Raw genomic sequence first — 19,839 nt, forward strand, 5'->3', positions numbered from 1 at the left:
TCTCCGGGCCGCGTCACAACGTCAGTTACAGACTCACAATTTTCTCTTAGTCGGTTTCACCGGACCATCTACTATCTCGTTAATCAACCTCTAGATTGTGCTTTCTACGGCGTTAGCCGAACACTGGAGCTGTCGGATTACTGCTGGATTACTTCAAACGTTCGTGACCCTGACATGACCTGGAGAAAAGCCACTAACAGTGATTAGACCGAACGCTCGACTAATACGCAGCCTAACATTTCGCTAACAATGTTGACTTTTCTCTTGCGGATCAGTGTTTTATGCATCTTTCACTCCCTTCTGCTGCGACGTTATATCGAACGCGGTATAAGCCAGTTATAGCCGAATGCGGCATAAGCCCGCGCTTCACAGCATGTCGCCAAAGCTAGCAGGAATGAATGCTTGTGTGAGATAAGCAAGGCATCCATGCCGCCGAAGATGGGACTGCGCGTGAGCAGTTGTTTCCATAATGCTTTTTCTGCTGTTGATTGCCAAGAAATTAGTGGCCGCTTCTGGCCCAGAGTGTGTAAAAACGCTGCTAGCCAGTGGTCTATGAGCAACGACCCCTGTCGGTTGAGCGAGGACGCTGATTAACGTCACAGAAGCGGATCAGTAGCGGATCAGTAGCGGCTAGAAGTCTCCAGACCCAACCTGAGGAAATCCAGGGCGATCCTGTAGCGGTTTTTAGACCGACATCGCCTTCATCAGGTTGCTGGTGCCAAGGATGTTCATGACTCGCTTCAGGTTATAGGCGAGCACATTCAAGCTCATCTCCGCACTAACACCCGGCAGCCGGCGTGTCAGGAAATGGGTTGCGCCCATCCATTGTTTGAGCGTCCCGAAGGGGTGCTCAACAGTTCGTTTTCGAACTCGCATCATCTCCGGTGCGTTACTCAACCGGTTCTGCATTTCCTCCAACACCGCTTCATGTTCCCAGCGCCGAACCCGTCGTTGCTTGCTCGGTGTGCACTGCAATTTCAAAGTGCAGCCTTGGCATTTCGAACTCCAGTACCGGTGCAGCTCATGCCTTTTTCAATACTGGAAAAACGCCAGATCAGCGCCTCTCCAGCCGGGCAGGTATATTCGTTTTTCGCCGCGTCATAGATAAAGGCATCATTGTTGAAGCGCCCGTCGGCTTTGGCTGCCGAGGTCATCGGTTTGGGTACATAGGTGATGATATTGGCGTCGTGGCAAGCCAGGATCTCCTCGCTCTTGAAGTAACCTCGATCAGCTACAACCGACAGCGTTTCTGATGCCATTGCCTCCTGTGCCTGTTTGGCCATTGCGCTGAGCTGATCGCGGTCTGAACCGACGTTGGTGACCTCGTGAGCAACGATCAAATGGTGCTGGGTGTCGACTGCGGTCTGCACGTTGTAGCCAACGATTCCAGTGCCGCGAGTCATCATCGAGCGGGCATCCGGGTCGGTCAGTGAGACCTGTTTGTCCGGCGATTCGTTGAGCTGGATTTCAATCGCCTGAAGCTCCTTCATCTGGGCCTTCAGCTTGGCGATTCGCTCTTCCAGGCGCACTACTTTTGGCTGAGGGGATTTAGGCTCTTCCTGGTCAGCGGCGTCGAGCGCCGTGAGGTAACGGTTGATGCTCGATTCAATTTCTTCCATTCGCCGCTTCAGTTTGGCGCTGGTGAAATTGCGGTCGCGATTGTTGACCGCCTTGAATTTGCTGCCGTCGATGGCAACCAGATTTTCTCCGAACAGCCCCAGCTGCTGACACAGCACAACGAACTGCCGGCAGACGCCTCGGATGGCCTTGCTGTTATCTTTCCGGAAGTTGGCGATGGTCTTGAAATCCGGCATCAACCGCCCAGTCAGCCACATCAGTTCGACGTTGCGCTGAGTCTCTCGCTCAAGGCGCCGACTCGATTGAATACGGTTGAGATAGCCGTAGATGTAGATCTTCAGCAGGATCGCAGGATGGTAAGCAGGCCGGCCTGTATCCGCTGGAGTTGCGCTTTCAAAACCCAACGAAACTAGGTCAAGTTCATCAACGAAGACATCAACCACTCGCACCGGATTGGTATCGCTGACGTAGTCGTCAACGCTTTCGGGGAGCAACGTACTTTGGCCTCGATGCTCACCTTGAATGAAGCGCTTCATGGGTGACCCTTGCGATGGAATCGCCCGAAAGCATAGCAAGGGTTCGATCAGACGTTTTTACACACTCTGGGCCAAAAGCAGCCGCCCGAAGCCGTCTACGAAAAGAAGGTCTACTCACAGTATCAGTCAATCCGCTTGAAACACCTTGCGACCTTTCCTCGATTGAGAAGCCACAAATGCACCTCTAGAGTTGCCTCCGCAACGCCGGGCCCCTCTGACAGCTAACCGCTGCCATGTCGGAGTTGCAGTTTGCACAACTTTGAATCGCCCCTAGTTTCGTAGACACCTCCAGGCCTCATAATACGGCCCATTAGGAGGTGCCATGAGCAACCCGCGTTATCCCGAAGAATTCAAAATCGAAGCAGTCAAACAGGTGACCGAGCGAGGTCTGCCGGTGGCTGAGGTAGCTGCTCGTCTGGGCATGTCGACACACAGCCTGTATGCCTGGGTGAAGCGCTACAGCAAGCCCCAAGAGCAGCGAGCGCAAGAGGACGATCAGCAAGCTGAGCTACGTCGTCTGCGTGCTGAACTCAAGCGCGTGACCGAAGAGCGAGACATCCTAAAAAAGGCCGCCGCGTACTTTGCCAAGGAGTGCGGCTGAAGTACGCCTTCATCAATCAGCTATCGGCAGACTATTCGGTTCGCCGTCTGTGCCTGACTCTGAAAGTACATCCCAGCGGTTACTACGCCTGGCTGGCTGAACCGAAGTCGGCGCGGGCCAAGGATGATCAACGTTTGCTTGGTTTGATCAAGCACTCATGGCTAGAGAGCGGCGGTGTGTACGGCTACCGCAAAATTCATGACGACCTGCGTGAACTTGGAGAACAGTGCGGTAGGCATCGCGTTGCTCGACTCATGCGTTCGGAAGGACTGCGCTCGCAGACGGGGTATCGGCGACGTCCGGGACGCTACGGTGGCAAGCCTCCAGCGGCCTCGCCGAATCATCTTGAGCGTCGATTCAATGTCACCGAGCCCAACAAGGTCTGGGTCACGGACATAACCTACATCCGCACCTATGAGGGCTGGTTGTATTTGGCGGTGGTGCTAGACCTGTTTTCGCGGCAGGTAATCGGTTGGTCAATGAAACCGCAGATGACCAGCGACTTGGCTATTGATGCCTTGCTGATGGCGGTTTGGCGACGCAAGCCAAAGCAGGAGGTGATGATTCACTCAGATCAGGGGAGTCAGTTCAGTAGCGGCGACTGGCAGAGCTTCCTGAAAGCCAACAACTTGCTTGGCAGCATGAGTCGACGGGGCAACTGCCATGACAATGCGGTAGCGGAAAGCTTTTTCCAGCTGCTGAAGCGGGAGCGGATCAAGCGAAAGATCTACAGCACCAGGCAGGATGCTCGCGCTGATGTTTTCGATTACATCGAGATGTTCTACAACCCAAAACGCCGGCACGGTTTCAACAACCAGCTGTCGCCGGTAGAGTTTGAAAAGCGCTATATCCAGAGGCTGGAGAGTGTCTAGAAAACCTGGGGCGATTCACTCCTTATAAAGCGCTTCCAACTGCTGATCCGTATCGGCTGAAGATTTGAGAGCCAACGGCTTCGGCTCTTCCGATGCAGATTTGTGCTCTGCCAACTCGGCACCCGGGAGGCTGGTCTCGAACCCATTGTCGATCAGCTCCAACTGAAGGAGATTTGGGACTGGTTGCAAGTGGTACACCAGCCCTCTTACACCACGATCATCATTTGAGACTGCCAAGCCCAGCCGCAACATTCGACGAATCTGCTTAGTTACATAGCGACGCACATCGACGAGGCTGAACTGTAATCCGTCCAGGCTCGCCGCATATGAATCGCACAGCTCACGAGTCGTGAACCGGGTGCGTCCACTCATCCAAAGCAGCTCATACAGACGCCTGTCGAAGATTAACGAGGCCGATTTCATTGAGCCACCAAATGAGTTAACGCAGGAGAAATGCGGATTATAGTCCGTGGCCTATACGTCCGCAAACGCAGGATAGTGCCGCCTCAGTTGGATTTGAGGCGGTCATGGATCAGTTGGCGAAAGCGCTGGGGGAACGCATTCGGACGCAGAGGAAAGCCTGTCGACTCTCTCAGGATGCACTCGCGCTGGCCTGCAGCATCGACCGCAGCTACATTGGCCGCATAGAGCGTGGTGAGGTGAGCATCACCGTCGAGAAGTTGTACCGCATCGCCAGCCTATTACGCTGCGATCCAGCTTCCCTTCTGCCTCCTCCGTCGGAGTTACAGGGTTAGTCGACCTTGGAACTCAGGAAGAGCCATGGCAGACCATCTGCGCGCTGCTCTTCCACCTTCCCGGCCAGCAACACCTCATCGGCGCTCGGGTAATGGCGCAACAGGCGATGTGCTTCCGTGCGCACAGCATCTGACAGTGTCTTATCATGGGACAAATTAACCAAAAATTCGCGCGTCTGAATGATTGAACGCGTGCGTTCGCTTGGCATCGTCATGGATCAACCCCTTAAATTTCGGCACTACACCCTCAACCATCATCACTTTTAGCTGAAGCTCAAGCCGGAGACGCCAGGTGATTATTCCCATCCACATATCTGTCTGTAACCACTATCGATCTCTCTCTGACGAGTCCCTGTCTATAACCGGCAGACTCTCATCCAACACTGCTTTCGAAATTCCACGCTTCTGGGCGTTGTATTGCCACCTGACGAACCGCTCGATCAGCCGTTCATTTTCAGCGATCAGACGGGCGTTCTCGCCCTCAAGCTTGTGAATGCGCTGCTCAGCAATTGCCAAGCTCTGAGGTCTTTTGCGTGAGGCCAGACCTGTTTTTTGCTGAGTTTTCTTATCGTTGAAAGCCGATTTGATTGGAGTATGGGAATTCAGCGTTTGCCGCGTCGGACGAAACCCCAGCAGATCGCCCCCCTTATCGCACAACGACTCCCAAGTCAGCTTTCCAGACCACGCGTCGATCAGATCAATCAGAATCTTGATGTCTCGCTCTGTCAGATGCCTGGCCACAATCACAACGCTCCCATTGTGATGTCGAGCAGTGGTAATTCAGGCTCTGCAGTCAATCGCGGCGTACTTTGGCGAGCTGCGATCTCACGCTTCAGCGGGCTGAACTCTTGGTCGCTCCCAAGCATGATCACACTCCCATCATTCACATCAGGTGACTCCAGAATCTGAATGAGCTGGTCAAGGCGTTCGAGCGTCTTGATCTGATGCTGGCTCCAGCGATCAGCTCCATAAGATCCCGCCTCGTCAGCAGCTTTCGCTCTATCAAGTTGGACTTGAGTCAGGCTACGCTGCACCTTCAGGCGCTTTAGCTTCTCTGCATCGCCTTTAACGCATGCGTGTTCGGTGCAGTTCAAACAGTCACGGTGCTTCTGGCAAGGCAACATCGAGTAATCGTGGAGACAGAAGCCGTATTCGGTTACGTGGGCAATGGCATCCCCCGCTGCATCAAGGTCAGCAAGCGTTACAGGGGCTTTTGCCTCAATTTTTTGAAGGACTCCTTCTGGCAACGCATGTTCAGTGAGCTTGACGTACTCGTCTTCCGTCATGTGGTTGTACACTGCGTTCTGATGGATATTTGCCCGCCCCGACCATTTGGCGATGTCCAATTGCCCCAGATTTCCTCGCTGAGCAGCGGTATTTAGGAGATGCCGTATCTGGTGTGACGTAAACGAAATCTCAGATCCGTCATGATTCCTGTAACCATGCCTCTTCCAAATACTCCGCTCTTGCCCGTTGATATGATTGAGGTCCGTCGTGAAAAGGCTCTTTCCTGGAGTCCATAGTTTGATCCGACTGGTACCAAGATCCGACCTAAACTCATGTGCTCGGTAACAGCAAAGCATCTCCGAGAACTTTATTCCCAACTCTTTCTTGAACCATGGAAAGCCGGAAGGCAGATTGGAACGACAGTATTCATTTAGGAACGCAAGTGTCAGCGGCTGATTAGTTTTTTTGCGATCCGCATAACGAGGATATTTTTTAAAGTAGGCATCGATAAGCCCTCTATTACCAGCCCACTGCAGTCCCAACGCCAGGCACACCTGCTCATCAGTCAACGGCGCAGTATCGGATACGTTCGGGCACTCATCATGACGATAGAACCGTTCCGGATGGTCCTCGTACCACTTTGCAAGCTTGCGCCCCTCCTCGGAGAGCTCGGTGAGGCGTCGCACAGCCTCCAACGCGGTGTCTTCGAAGAAAGAAGGAATATACTTGATATCCCACCCTCCCCCTTTTCCGGCGAAAAAACGAAGTCCAAGCCGATCCACACCATCGCTGTCTTTCTCACGATGAAAGACATCAAGTGGTAGGTTTTGCACCTCACTAATGCGGGATGGCGCGCACATAAGTAGTGCGAATAGTGAAGTCGTAAACCGATCACGAGGATGTTGTGGATCACTGACAAACATCTCAGCCATGGATTCAAGATGGTGATCTACAGGCAGCTTGTCAGAACGTTTTTGTCGAGTTTCAGCATCGATACTATTTATCTCTTTGGGTTTAGAGATAGGGTTGCGCCACTCGATGCGACGGGGAACAATCTGACTCTGGTTAAGGAAATTGACCAGTTTCGCCAAAGCCGCACCTGCCTGATACGCGGACATTTTATACTTCCTCGCGAAGTCTGCGGCGACATCCATTACAATGGTATCAACAAGCGTAATATCTGCAACACCTTTAACAGCCACTAATGCCGGCTCTATGCAACGAAGCGCTTTGAATTCGCTCTTAAGCTTGGACGGTTTCAAACCCTGCTGATAACGTACATAGGCTTTCGCAAACGGAAGGATATGAGCATTAAGTATCTGATGCTCGGTATACCCTCTAGAAGGCGCCCCCATCACAGTAAAATTCCCAACATTAGGCCAAGCATTGGCATGCCAGTCCAGATCGGCTCCAAATACAGTCAGTCTGTCGCGGCACATTTCAACGAAGTCAGCTAGATTCTTATTCGCGTCCCGCTCATCCCTCGGGACAAACAATAATACCTCAGCCATTAGCCATCTCTTCTTTTGCAATCTTACAGCGCTGGATTACATCACCTACAGCCAAAATCAAGCGATCATTGGCCGCCGCAATCTTGAGATCCTCAGTTTGCTCTGCCACACGATCACGGTCTTCGATCAAGCGGTCTAGAACCTCCTCGTGCGCGCCGTCAATCCAAGGTTGGAAATGCGCGCAGGTGTAGCAAGCAATGGGGGCATGAGCACTACAGAAGCCGTAGCTACCACAACTACCAACGTTCGCTCGCCCATTGGAGATACGGCTGGAAGGGTCATTACCTCGCCGTGCTTCGCGCTCGGAGCTGATCAAGACGCCTTGGAATGCCTGGGCGATGGGGGCTAACTGCAACGCAACAGCTTTATCGATGCGCTTTACAATGTCAGGAATGTTTTTTACATATACGCCAGCATTCTGAGTATTTGAATGATCCAAAGCTTCTGCTATGACAAAAACACCACCCCCCTCTCGGGCTATGTTGGTGCCAAGTGTATAGCGAAACCGATTCGGGTTGAGCTGCATTGGATGTCCAGTCCGCTCGCTAACAACACCGACAAGTTCAGCAACCCTTTTAATTCTGCCGTATATATTCTGTGATCGAATGTGAAGCTTATCCGAACTGAGAAGCTCGTGAACATCGGCGCCTGGCTGTAATTTCCTCATATTGGGGAACAGAGGCAGGTTACCGTCAAAGTCTGAGGGCAATATATCCACTCCCAGAGCCTCGGCAAATAATCTCCTCACATGAGCAACTTGCTGCTGTAACAACAGCCATAGGTCTTCAATAATCGCGAACTTGTTAAAACTTGATCGCCAGGGCATCCCCCTCTGCTTAGCTCTCGGAAAATTAATCCAGTACTTGCCAGAGCTATCAGAAATTAGATCTTTGATCTTCAATGCCGCAATCTGGACAGGACGGCGCCCGGTCATGGCCAGCAACATAACCAAGCAAGTGTTCTCTAGCCTCAACCTCGCCGCGACAAACGCATTTATAGTCGCCTCTAATAATCCTTGCATCTCAATATCGGTCAGAGGGCCATCATCTGGGCACATCGACTGCACGGCCCACCCTCTTTCATTCCCCTTGAGCACAAGCTCATCCAAGAGCGCCAAGGTTTCACTCGGAATACCCGGATACCCTAAGCGATCCCATTGCTTAATAAGCACCCGAACTAATCCAACATACCACTCCCGCGACCTCTCCAAGCTAGACCTGTATGAGATTATCGACTCCGGAGAAAATAGTTCATTGCCTTGCAAATTTCGCACATAATGGAAAAGTCGCTCCGCTATGTTTTTTGTATGAGATGCAGAACGAAGCTTTGCGTAAAACTCTAAAACTTTCCGAAGGTCTTGGTCGTCGCCGGGAAAAATCTCGGACAGTGCCGCAACTGAAATATGAATATCCTTACTCAGCGTCCATCGTTCGCCCAGCAAGTCAACCAAGTACCCATCGCTTGAATAAAACGCATGGCCTGACATCACCTTCGGCAAGCTAAGCAGATCATGTTGCTCCAACTGCTCTGGAAGACTACTCATCACGGACTGCCCTATTAGGCTTATTCATATAGCCTCTTTGAAGTTCAAGGCTTATCTCTTGAGCCTTTTCTTTTATGTGACGACGGTTGTAAGTGTTAGCAGTGCCCGATGTCGGACTCCACCCCATGAAGTATGAGCGAATTTTAGCCTCCTCCTCATGACCCATTTTTCGCGCATCTGCCCTACGGGAAAATTCATAGTTCCAGTTATGGCGCAATGCATGAGCGTGGAAGCCGGCGTCACCAACAAGACTTGAGATTTCTCTCATCCATTTTTGAAACGCCGTGATGGACAAGGGAGCACCCTCGGAAGGACCCGATTTATGTGTCACAAACAGATAACCATGTTTCTTCGCGCGAGGTAATTTGCTGCGCTGGTTGAGCACATATTCTTGGATCCGAGCAACTAAGGCAGGCTCGATACGTATAGCTCGCGGACGGGTCTTAACAACTGGCTGAAATTTTCGAGTATCTCCCTTAGCATCTGGACGCCTCGAAATAGTCAATGTATTAATCCCAAAGTCGATATCCTCTATACGCAGGTTTAGTAGCTCACCTCTCCGTATTCCTGTTAGCCGAAGAATCAAGAACATCAAAGCATTACGAAGCTGCACCCCATACTCTTTGGCAGGATTATTTGGCGATCCTGGCTTCAAGGCTTCTTCTAATGTTTCTATCACTGCAACGCTGAGGTGAATTTCATCCCTATCAGGAACCGACTTGCTCGACCGAGCCGGGCGATTCGCCTTGATCATATTAGCCATTCTTTCAATTTGACGAACATCAGCGCTAGATGGGGAAACCTGACGCGCCAGAAACTCTACATAGTTAGCCGCCACACTCAGACGGTAATAGTGGACACTTGGGCTGACTACTTTCGGCCTTCTATTAAACGAGACGAGATCGTTACTTTTCTTATTTATGAGCGAGCGTTGAAGAAAGTCCGTCAGATCTCTGACCTGGTTCTCATCCAGAAATGTTCCCTGTCCGAAAGCGCTTTCGAGATCGAAGCCAAGGTGCGCTTCCCAAGCAAAGAGCGCTTTAAGGGCATTCAACGCATTGGTGATCGTGTTGGCCGCAACCGAGCGTGCTCGCAACGTCCACGTCGCGAATAGAGTGGGGTAGTAAAGCGGCATCCCCTGCTCATCCACCAGAACGGAGAACCGCTCGCCATCTGGGCTTTTGAAGCTTCGAATCGAATTCTTCATATAACATCCAAAACTTTACGTTTTAGGATGGTGTGGCAACAGCAGAATTCTATCAAGGTAAATTTGACAGCCCTAAAAAGACAAAACCCCCGCATAGCAGGGGCTTCAGTCCTAAACCTTACAGAATTATCTAAGGTGGCCTCTAGAAGGGGATGTCGTCGTCGAAGCTGTCGTAGTCCGGTGCCGGCTGCTGCCGCGCAGCGGGCTGCTGCGGCTGGGCCTGCGGACGCGGCGCCTGCTGCGGCTCACGCTGCTGCGGGCGAGCCTGACGCGGCGCATCGTCGGAACTGCCGCCACGGCCACCGAGCAGCTGCATGGTGCCGTTCATGTCGACGACGATTTCGGTTGTGTAGCGCTTGACGCCGTCCTTCTCCCACTCGCGGGTCTGCAGGCGTCCCTCGATGTAGCATTGCGAACCCTTGCGCAGGTATTCGCCGGCGATCTCGGCAACCTTGCCGAACAACACCACGCGATGCCACTCGGTACGCTCCTGAAGCTGACCGGTCTGCTTGTCCTTCCAGCTATCGGTGGTTGCCAGCGTGATGTTGGTCACCGCATTGCCATTGGGCATGTAGCGGGTTTCCGGGTCGCCGCCGACATTGCCGATCAAGATGACTTTATTCACCCCTCTCGCCATGGGTAACTCCTCATTGGAACGTTGAATTGGATGGATTCACCGATGGCGGTTGTACCGCCAGCAAAGCCGATGACCGCGAATCTTACCTCAGCCACCCCTGACGGCCAACCGACGCACTTTCATGTTGCGCGGCACTATGCAGCCGCGAACAGGCGCCTCAGGCAACCAGGCGATCAAGAGCTTCACGATCCAGTTGCTGCGTATCGACCTTGATATAGGCCGCTGCCTCGTCGGCAACGATGAGCACGTCGCTAACACCGGCGACTTGTAGCAGGTCACGCCCAAGTCCTGCGTTGGCCAGCGCTCCGGCCGACAGCGGCAAGCGCAGGCTGGTGACATAAGGAGGTTCGCGCATGCTGAAGGCCACCACGAACCACAACGCGCAAAGTGCAGCGCAACCGGCGAACACCAGCGCCAGGCCACCCTGCTGATAGAGCATGCCGCCCAGCACGCCACCGAGACCGGCACCGAGAAACTGACTGGTGGAGTAGACGCCCATCGCGGTGCCCTTGCCGCCGGCCGGCGCGACTTTGCTGATCAACGAAGGCAGCGACGCTTCCAGCAGATTGAACGCGATGAAGAAGCCCACCATGCCGACGACCAGCATCCACAAGCCATTTCCGAACCACCAGAAGAACAGCTCGCAGAGCAGCAGCGCGGAGACCGCGCCCAACAGCACGCGGCGCATCTGGCGCTTCTTCTCGCCATAAATAATGAAGGGAATCATGCCGAAGAAGCCGACCAGCAGTGCCGTAAGGTAGACCCACCAATGCTCCTCCTTGGGCAATGCGCCCTGCTCGACCAATGCCAGCGGCAGCGCGACGAAGCTGGCCATCAGGATCGAGTGCAGCGCCAGAATACTGAAATCCAGACGCAGCAGATCAGGATGGCGCAGCGTCAGGCCGAGTGCCTGCTTGGCGACGCCCGATTCGCGATGGCGCACATGCGCCTGGGCCTTGGGCAGCAACGCGACGATGACTCCGCCAAGCAACGCCATGCCGGCGGTTACCCAGAACAGCCCGGAGAGACCGAAGGCACGGGTCAGCAACGGCCCGACGATCATCGCGACAGCGAAGGACAAACCGATGCTCACGCCGATCAGCGCCATCGCCTTGGTCCGGTGCTGTTCGCGGGTCAGGTCCGAAAGCAGCGCCATCACTGCAGCGGAAATCGCGCCCGCCCCTTGCAGGATGCGCCCGGCGATAACGCCCCAGATACTGTCCGACATCGCCGCCAGTGCGGCTCCGGCAGCAAAGATCAGCAGGCCGAAATAGATGATCGGCAGGCGACCAATACGATCGGAAAGGATACCGAAGGGAATTTGCAGCAGCGCCTGGGTCAAACCATAGGCACCTATCGCAAGACCGATCAGGGTCGGCGTAGCGCCTTCCAGGTCCATGCCGTAGGTTGCCAGCACGGGCAAAACCATGAACATGCCGAGCATGCGAAAAGCGAAAACCAGGGCCAGCCCGGAAGCTGCGCGTTTTTCGCTGGCGCTCATGCGCTCGCTGTAGGGGTCCTGCATGGAGGGTCTCGCTTGTATGAACCGGCGGCGATTCTAGCAGCCCTACCCTGTTCGGCACAGGCGCGCGGTTTTGCCGCGACTATCACCCCGGCCGTATACTTTCGGGTTTCCGCCCGCCACGCGAGGCTGTTTTGGACAAGATTCTGATTCGTGGGGCCCGCACCCACAACCTGAAGAACATCGACCTCACCCTGCCGCGCGACAAGCTGATCGTCATCACCGGCTTGTCCGGTTCTGGCAAATCATCGTTGGCATTCGACACTCTCTACGCAGAAGGCCAGCGCCGTTACGTCGAATCGCTTTCGGCGTATGCGCGCCAGTTCCTCTCGATGATGGAAAAGCCCGACGTCGACACCATCGAAGGGCTCTCCCCGGCGATCTCCATCGAGCAGAAATCGACCTCGCACAACCCGCGCTCCACCGTGGGCACCATCACCGAGATCTACGACTACCTGCGTCTGCTCTATGCGCGGGTCGGCACGCCGCGCTGTCCAGATCACGATGCCCCGTTGGAAGCGCAGACGGTCAGTCAGATGGTCGACCAGGTGCTGGCACTGCCCGAAGGCCGCAAGCTGATGCTGCTGGCCCCGGTCATCCGCGAACGCAAGGGGGAGCACCTGGCCGTGTTCGACGAACTGCGTGCTCAGGGTTTCGTGCGCGCCCGCGTCAACGGGCGGCTGTACGAACTCGACGAGCTACCCAAGCTGGACAAGCAGAAGAAGCACTCGATCGACGTGGTGGTGGATCGCTTCAAGGTTCGCGGCGACCTGCAGCAGCGCCTGGCCGAATCCTTCGAAACGGCGCTCAAGCTGGCCGATGGCATCGCCCTGGTCGCCTCCATGGAAGAGGACGACGACAGCGAGGAAATGATCTTCTCCGCACGCTTCGCCTGCCCGATCTGCGGCCACTCGATCAGCGAGCTTGAACCCAAGCTGTTCTCCTTCAACAACCCAGCCGGCGCCTGCCCCACCTGTGACGGCCTGGGCGTGAAGCAGTTCTTCGACGCCAAGCGCCTGGTCAATGGGGAGTTGACCTTGGCCGAAGGCGCCATACGCGGCTGGGACCGGCGCAACGTTTACTATTTCCAGATGCTCGGCTCACTGGCCTCGCATTATGGCTTCAGCCTCGATGAGCCTTTCGACTCACTGGCCGCCGATCATCAGAAGTCCATCCTGCGCGGCAGCGGCCGTGAGAATGTCGAGTTCCGCTACCTCAACGACCGCGGCGATATCGTCAAGCGTTCGCACCCGTTCGAAGGCATCGTTCCCAACCTGGAACGCCGCTACCGCGAAACCGAATCCAATTCGGTTCGCGAAGAGCTCGCCAAATACCTCAGCACCCAGCCCTGCCCGGACTGTCGCGGCACGCGTCTGCGCCGCGAAGCACGCCACGTGTGGGTTGGCGACAAGACCCTGCCTGCGGTCACGGCCATGCCCATCGGCGACGCCACCGACTACTTCGGCGTCCTCTCGCTCAGCGGACGACGCGGCGAGATCGCCGACAAGATTCTCAAGGAGATCCGCGAACGCCTGCAGTTCCTGGTCAACGTCGGCCTGGATTATCTGACCCTGGATCGCAGCGCCGACACCCTGTCCGGCGGCGAAGCCCAGCGTATTCGCCTGGCCAGTCAGATCGGCGCCGGCCTGGTTGGGGTGATGTACATCCTCGACGAACCTTCGATCGGCCTGCATCAGCGCGACAACGAACGCTTGCTGGGCACCCTTCGCCACCTGCGCGACATCGGCAATACGGTGATCGTCGTGGAGCATGACGAGGATGCGATCCGTCTCGCCGACTACGTCGTAGACATCGGTCCAGGTGCCGGCATACATGGCGGCCGCATCGTCGCTGAAGGCACACCTGACGAGGTGATGGCGCACCCGGATTCGCTGACCGGCAAGTACCTCTCTGGCCGGGTGAAGATCAACTATCGGCCTGAGCGCACCCGCCGTGATCCGAAGATGCTGCTCAAGCTCAAGGGCGCGCGTGGCAACAACCTGCGCAACGTCGACCTGGAGATTCCGGTCGGCCTGCTCACCTGCATCACCGGTGTGTCGGGCTCGGGCAAATCAACGCTGATCAACAACACGCTGTTCCCGATCACGGCGACTGCACTCAATGGCGCGACCACGCTGGAAGTAGCCCCGCACGACAGCTTCGACGGGCTGCAGCATCTGGACAAGGTAGTGGACATCGATCAGAGCCCGATCGGCCGCACCCCGCGCTCCAACCCGGCGACCTACACGGGGCTGTTCACGCCGATTCGCGAGCTGTTTGCCAGCGTGCCGGAAGCGCGCTCACGCGGCTACGGCCCGGGCCGCTTCTCTTTCAACGTCAAGGGCGGACGCTGTGAAGCCTGCCAGGGCGACGGCGTGATCAAGGTGGAAATGCACTTCCTGCCCGACATCTACGTGCCCTGCGACGTGTGCAAGGGCAAGCGCTACAACCGCGAAACGCTGGAGGTGAAGTACAAGGGCAAGAGCATTACCGAAGTGCTCGACATGACCATCGAGGAAGCCCGTGAATTCTTCGACCCGGTACCGGCCGTCGCGCGAAAACTGCAGACGCTGATGGATGTGGGGCTGTCGTATATCAAGCTGGGGCAGAGTGCGACGACGCTGTCTGGCGGCGAGGCGCAGCGCGTCAAGCTGTCCCGTGAGCTGTCCAAGCGTGACACCGGCAAGACCCTGTACATCCTCGACGAACCCACCACCGGCCTGCATTTCGCCGATATCCAGCAGCTGCTCGACGTACTGCACCGTTTGCGCGACCACGGCAATACGGTCGTAGTGATCGAGCACAACCTTGACGTCATCAAGACGGCCGACTGGCTGGTGGATCTCGGCCCGGAAGGTGGCTCGAAGGGTGGCCAGATCATCGCCTGCGGTACGCCGGAAGAGGTGGCAGGTATGGCCCAGTCTCATACCGGTCATTTCCTCAAACCGTTACTTGAGCGCGACGGCTCGGCGGGTTGATCATCGCGTCGGCAGCCGTTTCGGCAACAAGCGCAAGCGCAGCGGGGTCCACTACGGATCCCGCCGGGCAGTTGGGCGGGACACTCTCAGCCCGATAAGGAGAAATCCTGATGCGAATTGCGCTTGCTGCCTGCCTGCTTGGCGCCGGCCTGCTCCCCGGTCTCGCCGCTGCCGCCCAACCCAACGGCCCTTGGATCACCAATGAGCAGAACGTCTCGCTGGAGGCGTTCATGAGCAACAACCAGCTGTACGATCAGCTCAACGCACTTTCACGACGTTTCCCGGATGCCCTGCGACTAGAACAGGCCGGCAGCAGCAACGAAGGCCGGCCGATCTGGCTGGCCAGGCTGAGTAATTCAGACAAACCAGCCGTAATGATCACAACCCAACAGCACGGCAACGAACCTCACGGCACCGAAGCGGCGGTCAATCTGATAAAACGCCTTGCCTCGGGCGGGGCCTTGTCCCGTCAGGTGTTGGATAATCTGCAGGTGGCTGATCGTGCCGAGGGTCAACCCGGACGGCGCCGAGCGTTTCAGTCGCGGCAACATGGATTTCAGCGCCCCGCAAACCAGCGCTGACTGCCTGCGCGCCGATGGCACCCTGAATCCTGCCAAGTTGGATCAGCACCTCGGCGCCAACGTGACCGCTTTCAATGCCGACGGCCAACGCCAATTTAGCTACGACATCAACCGCTACCACTGGACAGACTGGAGCAATAGCACGCAGATACGCTGCAATCCAGGCCTAGCCAGTGAGCAGCACTTCAACCCGGGGCAGAACCCGGTGCCCGAAGCGGTTGCGGTACGCCGCATCTATGACCGTTACCGTCCCATCTGGCTGGTAGATGTGCACAATCAGAACCCTGCCGTGGTAATCAAGGATGTGGATCCTGAAGTGAACCGCCCGGGACGCCAGGTGACCGGTTCTATCACCTGGCCAACTCACCCGGATGGCGCCCCGGAAGCGGTAGCACTGTCGAAGCAGCTGGCAATCGTGATGAAGCAGCGCTTCACGCAGCTTGGCTTCATGGAAATCACCAACTACTACTATGAGCACCCCAACGGCGATGTCCGCCGCGGCGGCGGCGATCCAGGCATTGCCCGAAACGCCTACGGCCTGCTGGGGACCGAGCGACTGGCCGCCGGCGAAACAGGCCCATTGGGCGGCAGCGTGCTCATGGAAATCGGCGGATTGAACAGTCGCGGCCAGAAGTCTGTCGGCATGCTCCGCAACAATGTGCGTGAAATGCTTGAGGCCGTGCTTGTCGCAACTGCCGACGGCAGCCTGACGGCGATCGATCCGGCAGAGGCCGATCGCCTTTTGCCACCCGGACGGGAGAGCGATAAGCCGCTCAACAATCCCCACGAATAGCGCTGAAGAAACAAGAAAGCCCGCAGCACTCGCTGCGGGCTTCTCGATCCTGCGGATACCGCGAATCGCTTATGCCGGCACTTCCGACAGCGGAATATCCAGGGCGGCGGCAATACCTGCTCCATAGGCCGGATCAGCCCTCAGGCAGTGACTGATGTGGCGAATCTTGATATGACGCGCCACTCCCTGCATCGACCGTGCGGTATTTTCGAACAACCGCTGCTGTTCATCGGCCTTCATCAAGCGGAACAGGTTGCCCGGCTGAGTGAAGTAATCGGCGTCGTCGGCACGGTAGTCGTAACGATCCGCCGCCCCCTCGAGAGCCAGCGGTGGCTCGCTGAAGTCAGGCTGTTCCTGCCACTCGCCATACGTATTCGGCTCGTAATGCAGACGACCACCCTGATTGCCATCTACGCGCATGGCACCATCGCGATGGTAGCTGTGGACCGGGCAACGCGGAGCGTTGACCCGAATCTGATGGTGATTCACCCCCAGCCGGTAGCGTTGCGCATCCCCGTAGGAGAAAAGACGGCCCTGCAACATACGGTCTGGAGAGAAGCTGATGCCCGGAACGACATTCGCCGGTGTGAATGCCGCCTGCTCGACATCCTGGAAGTAGTTGTCGGGATTGCGGTTGAGCTCGTAATAGCCGACCTCGATCAGCGGGTAGTCGGCATGCGGCCAGACCTTGGTGAGGTCGAACGGATGGTACGGCACCTTGGCGGCGTCGGCTTCCGCCATTACCTGCACATACATCGTCCAACGTGGATATTCGCCACGCTCGATGGCCTCGAACAGATCGCGCTGCGAACTCTCCCGGTCATTGGCAACGATGGCTGCCGCCTCGGCGTCGGTGAGATTCTTGATGCCCTGCTGGGTCCGAAAGTGAAACTTCACCCAGAAACGCTCGTTGTTCGGACTGATGAAGCTGTAGGTGTGCGAACCGAAACCGTGCATATGGCGGTACGACGCCGGAATGCCCCGATCGCCCATGACATAGGTGATCTGGTGCAAGGCTTCAGGCAGCCCGGTCCAGAAGTCCCAGTTGTTGTTCGCGCTGCGCATGTTGGTGCGCGGATCGCGTTTTACTGCGTGGTTGAGGTCCGGAAACTTCAGCGGATCGCGGAAAAAGAACACCGGGGTGTTATTGCCCACCATGTCCCAGTTGCCTTGCTCGGTGTAGAACTTCAGTGCGTAACCACGAATGTCACGCTCGGCATCGGCGGCACCACGCTCGCCTGCGACGGTCGAAAAGCGCGCGAACAGCGGAGTGCGCTTGCCGATCTCGGAAAACAGCTTGGCTTTGGTGTAGCGGGTGATGTCATGGGTGACGACGAATTCTCCGAACGCCCCCGAGCCCTTCGCATGCATGCGCCGCTCCGGAATCACCTCCCGGTCGAAATGAGCGAGCTTCTCTAGAAACCATACGTCCTGAAGCAGCATGGGACCACGGCGGCCCGCAGTCATGGAGTTCTGGTTTTCGGATACCGGCGCACCGGCAACGGTTGTGAGCTTCTGCTTGTCAGTCATGGTTGCAGCTCCTTGGTATTCAATAGCTTCCAGGGTCTTGGTAAGTACCTGCTGGTTGAATGCCATCATAGGAAGCAAGCGCAACGCCGACTAATGATGAAGATCAACGCCCCTTATAGAGCCAGTCTCTCAGAATCCTTTGGGATCGGGTAGGAGGCGGCCTCACGGCCGCCGTCCTCCCACACCACCGTGCGTACGGTTCCGTACACGGCGGTTCAGGCCATGCGGTTAAGCCGATTGATCGTATCCAGTATCGAGACCAGTCCAAGTCTGTCCCATAGCTTCTTCGGCAGCGCCTGATTCATATGCGGCGCTCCTGAGTTCCACCACGGGCCTCGGCCATTGAAGGCCGACTTGCAGGCACGCTCCTCGCTCAATCCCAGGCGCATCAGGTTGCGCGCCCTCGTAGAGGGCTGCTTCCATTGCCGCCAGATGACACAGCGAAGTTTGTGCCTGACCCAGCCATCCAGCTCTTCCAGTGGACGCTTGCTCTGGCTGAGCTTGAAGTAGCCTGCCCAGCCTCGCAGCACCGGGTTTACCCGCTCGATGACATTCGCCATCTTGTGGCCCCGCACCCCTCGCAGCAGTTCCCTGAGACGGTCGCGCACACGGCGCAGGCTCATGGTTGCCACTCGCAGTCTAGGCAGCGAGTGCCAACTCATCCCATACCCCAGGTAGTCGCATTTCCACGACCCAGCCACGCGACTCTTGTCCCGATTCAGTCTCAGTTTCAGACGGTGATTCAGGAACCGCTCGACACTGGCCAGCACTCGTTCGCCAGCACGCGGACTACGGACATAAATGTTCGCGTCATCGGCATAGCGCACGAAGCGATGGCCTCGCCGCTCCAACTCACGGTCGAGTTCATCGAGCAGGATGTTCGACAGCAGCGGCGAAAGCGGGCCGCCTTGCGGCGCCCCCTCCTGCCGATGGCTGACAACCCCGTCCGACATGACGCCCGCTTCGAGGTAACGGCGGATGAGTCTGAGCACCTGTTTGTCTTCGACATGGCGCTCAACACAGAACATCAGGATGTCGTGGTTGACCCGATCAAAGAACTTCTCCAGATCGAGTTCCACGCAACACCTATGACCCGCCGCCACATGGGTGCGGGCCATCTCGACAGCCTGGTGAGCGCTTCTGCCCGGACGGAAGCCGTAGCTATAGTCCGAGAACAGCGGATCGAAGATCGGCGTGAGCTGTTGCAGCAGGGCTTGCTGGATCAGGCGATCCACGACACTGGGAATGCCCAGTTGCCGCATACCGCCCTGCGGTTTGGGAATTTCGACCGCCCGCACTGCCTGGGGATGGTATTCACCTGCCAGCAGCCTGACCTTCAGGATGGGCCAATACTGTTTCACGTAGCCTGCCAAGTCGGCGACCGTCATGCCATCGGCACCCGGCGCCCCCTTGTTGCTGACCACGCGCTGATACGCACGCTTGAGATTCGCCGGTGCAAGCACCCGCTCCATCAGCGTGTCCGGCTCCGCGTTCATCCACGTCACCGACGCCGCCGATACCTCTGCGCTGTCAGGCGTCATCCTCGGCCTCTGGCCGGGACTCGGGGTGACAGTCTTCTCTTGGAGAAATTTCTGCATTTCGGTTATCGACGAGACGCTGACGCCTACTGGCGGCATGACCTGTTCGGCCCTTGATGGCGTGGTTGACCGCCACTTACTACGGCCTCGGCTGACTTCTGCACGCCCATCCCGTCGCCTCTCGACAATCGGTAGCACAATGGCAAGCGTACAGATCTCCCAGGGTAATTCGCGCGACCTTCCTGCTTATGCCTGTCGGATCTACGTCGCAGCGTTCCGTGCAAGTATCGGGCTTTGGCGATTATGGCCACCTCACCCCGCTGCGCCGCCTCATCCGCTTCCTGTTCGTCAGGCCAGCATTTTGCCTCGGGCTTCCTTCAGATTCGCAGTCGCCCGCGACACCCTTGCCTTCAGCTAACACTTCCCCTTG

The 19,839-nt window shown here is 56.6% G+C and carries 15 protein-coding genes and 1 pseudogene; 5 read left to right on the forward strand and 11 right to left on the reverse strand.

Features of this window, described 5'->3' with window-relative positions; genetic code table 11:
* Window positions 1–684 precede the first annotated feature (684 nt).
* Window positions 685–2,114 (reverse strand): annotated as a pseudogene (locus F753_RS37990) (IS1182 family transposase).
* Between the two features lie 322 nt (window positions 2,115–2,436).
* On the opposite strand from F753_RS37990, the gene F753_RS38000 reads away from it, so the two are divergent.
* Window positions 2,437–3,587 (forward strand): IS3 family transposase gene (locus F753_RS38000; RefSeq protein ID WP_085989417.1). Its coding sequence is split into 2 segments (ribosomal slippage): window positions 2,437–2,680 and window positions 2,680–3,587, totalling 1,152 coding nucleotides; the frame shifts between segments, so codons are not numbered across the junction.
* 15 nt (window positions 3,588–3,602) lie between these two features.
* On the opposite strand, the gene F753_RS38005 is transcribed toward F753_RS38000, so the two are convergent.
* Complete coding sequence (locus F753_RS38005; protein WP_023445624.1) at window positions 3,603–4,010, reverse strand: hypothetical protein; 408 nt, start codon at window positions 4,008–4,010, stop codon at window positions 3,603–3,605.
* Between the two features lie 104 nt (window positions 4,011–4,114).
* On the opposite strand from F753_RS38005, the gene F753_RS38010 reads away from it, so the two are divergent.
* Window positions 4,115–4,342: a helix-turn-helix domain-containing protein gene (locus tag F753_RS38010; RefSeq protein WP_014821616.1), complete on the forward strand. Its 228-nt coding sequence runs from the start codon at window positions 4,115–4,117 to the stop codon at window positions 4,340–4,342.
* On the opposite strand, the gene F753_RS38015 is transcribed toward F753_RS38010, so the two are convergent.
* The 7 genes from F753_RS38015 to F753_RS38045 all read right to left on the reverse strand — a co-directional run bounded on the left by F753_RS38015 (window position 4,339) and on the right by F753_RS38045 (window position 11,992).
* On the reverse strand, window positions 4,339–4,557 hold the full coding sequence (locus F753_RS38015; RefSeq protein WP_014821617.1) for a BPSL0761 family protein: 219 nt from the start codon (window positions 4,555–4,557) through the stop codon (window positions 4,339–4,341). The two genes, F753_RS38010 and F753_RS38015, sit on opposite strands and share 4 nt — an antisense overlap.
* A 112-nt stretch (window positions 4,558–4,669) precedes the next feature.
* Window positions 4,670–5,083, reverse strand: a complete 414-nt coding sequence (locus F753_RS38020) for a hypothetical protein (protein ID WP_031297795.1) — start codon at window positions 5,081–5,083, stop codon at window positions 4,670–4,672.
* A 2-nt stretch (window positions 5,084–5,085) separates the two neighbouring features.
* Window positions 5,086–7,080 (reverse strand): integrase, encoded by a 1,995-nt coding sequence (locus F753_RS38025; RefSeq protein WP_014821619.1) that lies wholly within the window; start codon window positions 7,078–7,080, stop codon window positions 5,086–5,088.
* A complete protein-coding gene (locus F753_RS38030) occupies window positions 7,073–8,623 on the reverse strand; it encodes a site-specific integrase (RefSeq protein WP_014821620.1) in 1,551 nt (516 codons plus the stop codon). Before F753_RS38030 ends, F753_RS38025 begins: the two co-directional genes overlap by 8 nt.
* Window positions 8,616–9,830, reverse strand: coding sequence for a tyrosine-type recombinase/integrase (locus F753_RS38035; protein WP_014821621.1), 1,215 nt, complete (start codon window positions 9,828–9,830; stop codon window positions 8,616–8,618). Before F753_RS38035 ends, F753_RS38030 begins: the two co-directional genes overlap by 8 nt.
* Before the next feature lie 142 nt (window positions 9,831–9,972).
* Window positions 9,973–10,467 carry a single-stranded DNA-binding protein gene (locus tag F753_RS38040; RefSeq protein ID WP_023445625.1) on the reverse strand — a complete coding sequence of 165 codons (495 nt, stop codon included), beginning with the start codon at window positions 10,465–10,467 and terminating at the stop codon, window positions 9,973–9,975.
* Window positions 10,468–10,624: 157 nt separating this feature from the next.
* Window positions 10,625–11,992 carry an MFS transporter gene (locus F753_RS38045; protein WP_023445626.1) on the reverse strand — a complete coding sequence of 456 codons (1,368 nt, stop codon included), beginning with the start codon at window positions 11,990–11,992 and terminating at the stop codon, window positions 10,625–10,627.
* A 131-nt stretch (window positions 11,993–12,123) separates the two neighbouring features.
* Between F753_RS38045 and uvrA the strand changes: the two genes are divergently transcribed.
* The 3 genes from uvrA (at window position 12,124) to F753_RS38055 (ending at window position 16,341) form a co-directional block, all read left to right on the forward strand.
* Window positions 12,124–14,967: an excinuclease ABC subunit UvrA gene (gene uvrA, locus F753_RS38050; RefSeq protein ID WP_023445627.1), complete on the forward strand. Its 2,844-nt coding sequence runs from the start codon at window positions 12,124–12,126 to the stop codon at window positions 14,965–14,967.
* 230 nt (window positions 14,968–15,197) lie between these two features.
* On the forward strand, window positions 15,198–15,548 hold the full coding sequence (locus F753_RS50190) for a M14 family zinc carboxypeptidase (RefSeq protein ID WP_280806670.1): 351 nt from the start codon (window positions 15,198–15,200) through the stop codon (window positions 15,546–15,548).
* The gene (locus tag F753_RS38055; protein ID WP_280806671.1) at window positions 15,469–16,341 is read left to right on the forward strand and encodes a hypothetical protein; all 873 of its coding nucleotides are present in this window, start codon (window positions 15,469–15,471) and stop codon (window positions 16,339–16,341) included. Before F753_RS50190 ends, F753_RS38055 begins: the two co-directional genes overlap by 80 nt.
* A 69-nt stretch (window positions 16,342–16,410) precedes the next feature.
* On the opposite strand, the gene F753_RS38060 is transcribed toward F753_RS38055, so the two are convergent.
* Together F753_RS38060 and ltrA are read right to left on the reverse strand one after the other, a co-directional pair.
* The gene (locus tag F753_RS38060) at window positions 16,411–17,871 is read right to left on the reverse strand and encodes a catalase (protein WP_023445630.1); all 1,461 of its coding nucleotides are present in this window, start codon (window positions 17,869–17,871) and stop codon (window positions 16,411–16,413) included.
* 215 nt (window positions 17,872–18,086) lie between these two features.
* Entirely contained in the window at window positions 18,087–19,508 is a 1,422-nt protein-coding gene (ltrA, locus tag F753_RS38065; RefSeq protein WP_017517123.1) for a group II intron reverse transcriptase/maturase, read from the reverse strand.
* Between the last annotated feature and the right edge of the window lie 331 nt (window positions 19,509–19,839).

Source organism: Stutzerimonas chloritidismutans AW-1 (assembly GCF_000495915.1).
In the GTDB taxonomy this organism is placed as follows: domain Bacteria; phylum Pseudomonadota; class Gammaproteobacteria; order Pseudomonadales; family Pseudomonadaceae; genus Stutzerimonas; species Stutzerimonas chloritidismutans.

Coding starts and splice junctions, on each gene's coding strand:
- F753_RS38005 (WP_023445624.1), bottom strand. CDS start 4,010: ATGAAATCGGCCTCGTTAATCTTCGACAGGCGTCTGTATGAGCTGCTT.
- F753_RS38010 (WP_014821616.1), top strand. CDS start 4,115: ATGGATCAGTTGGCGAAAGCGCTGGGGGAACGCATTCGGACGCAGAGG.
- F753_RS38015 (WP_014821617.1), bottom strand. CDS start 4,557: ATGACGATGCCAAGCGAACGCACGCGTTCAATCATTCAGACGCGCGAA.
- F753_RS38025 (WP_014821619.1), bottom strand. CDS start 7,080: ATGGCTGAGGTATTATTGTTTGTCCCGAGGGATGAGCGGGACGCGAAT.
- F753_RS38030 (WP_014821620.1), bottom strand. CDS start 8,623: ATGAGTAGTCTTCCAGAGCAGTTGGAGCAACATGATCTGCTTAGCTTG.
- F753_RS38035 (WP_014821621.1), bottom strand. CDS start 9,830: ATGAAGAATTCGATTCGAAGCTTCAAAAGCCCAGATGGCGAGCGGTTC.
- F753_RS38040 (WP_023445625.1), bottom strand. CDS start 10,467: ATGGCGAGAGGGGTGAATAAAGTCATCTTGATCGGCAATGTCGGCGGC.
- F753_RS38045 (WP_023445626.1), bottom strand. CDS start 11,992: ATGCAGGACCCCTACAGCGAGCGCATGAGCGCCAGCGAAAAACGCGCA.
- F753_RS50190 (WP_280806670.1), top strand. CDS start 15,198: ATGAGCAACAACCAGCTGTACGATCAGCTCAACGCACTTTCACGACGT.
- F753_RS38060 (WP_023445630.1), bottom strand. CDS start 17,871: ATGACTGACAAGCAGAAGCTCACAACCGTTGCCGGTGCGCCGGTATCC.
- ltrA (WP_017517123.1), bottom strand. CDS start 19,508: ATGCCGCCAGTAGGCGTCAGCGTCTCGTCGATAACCGAAATGCAGAAA.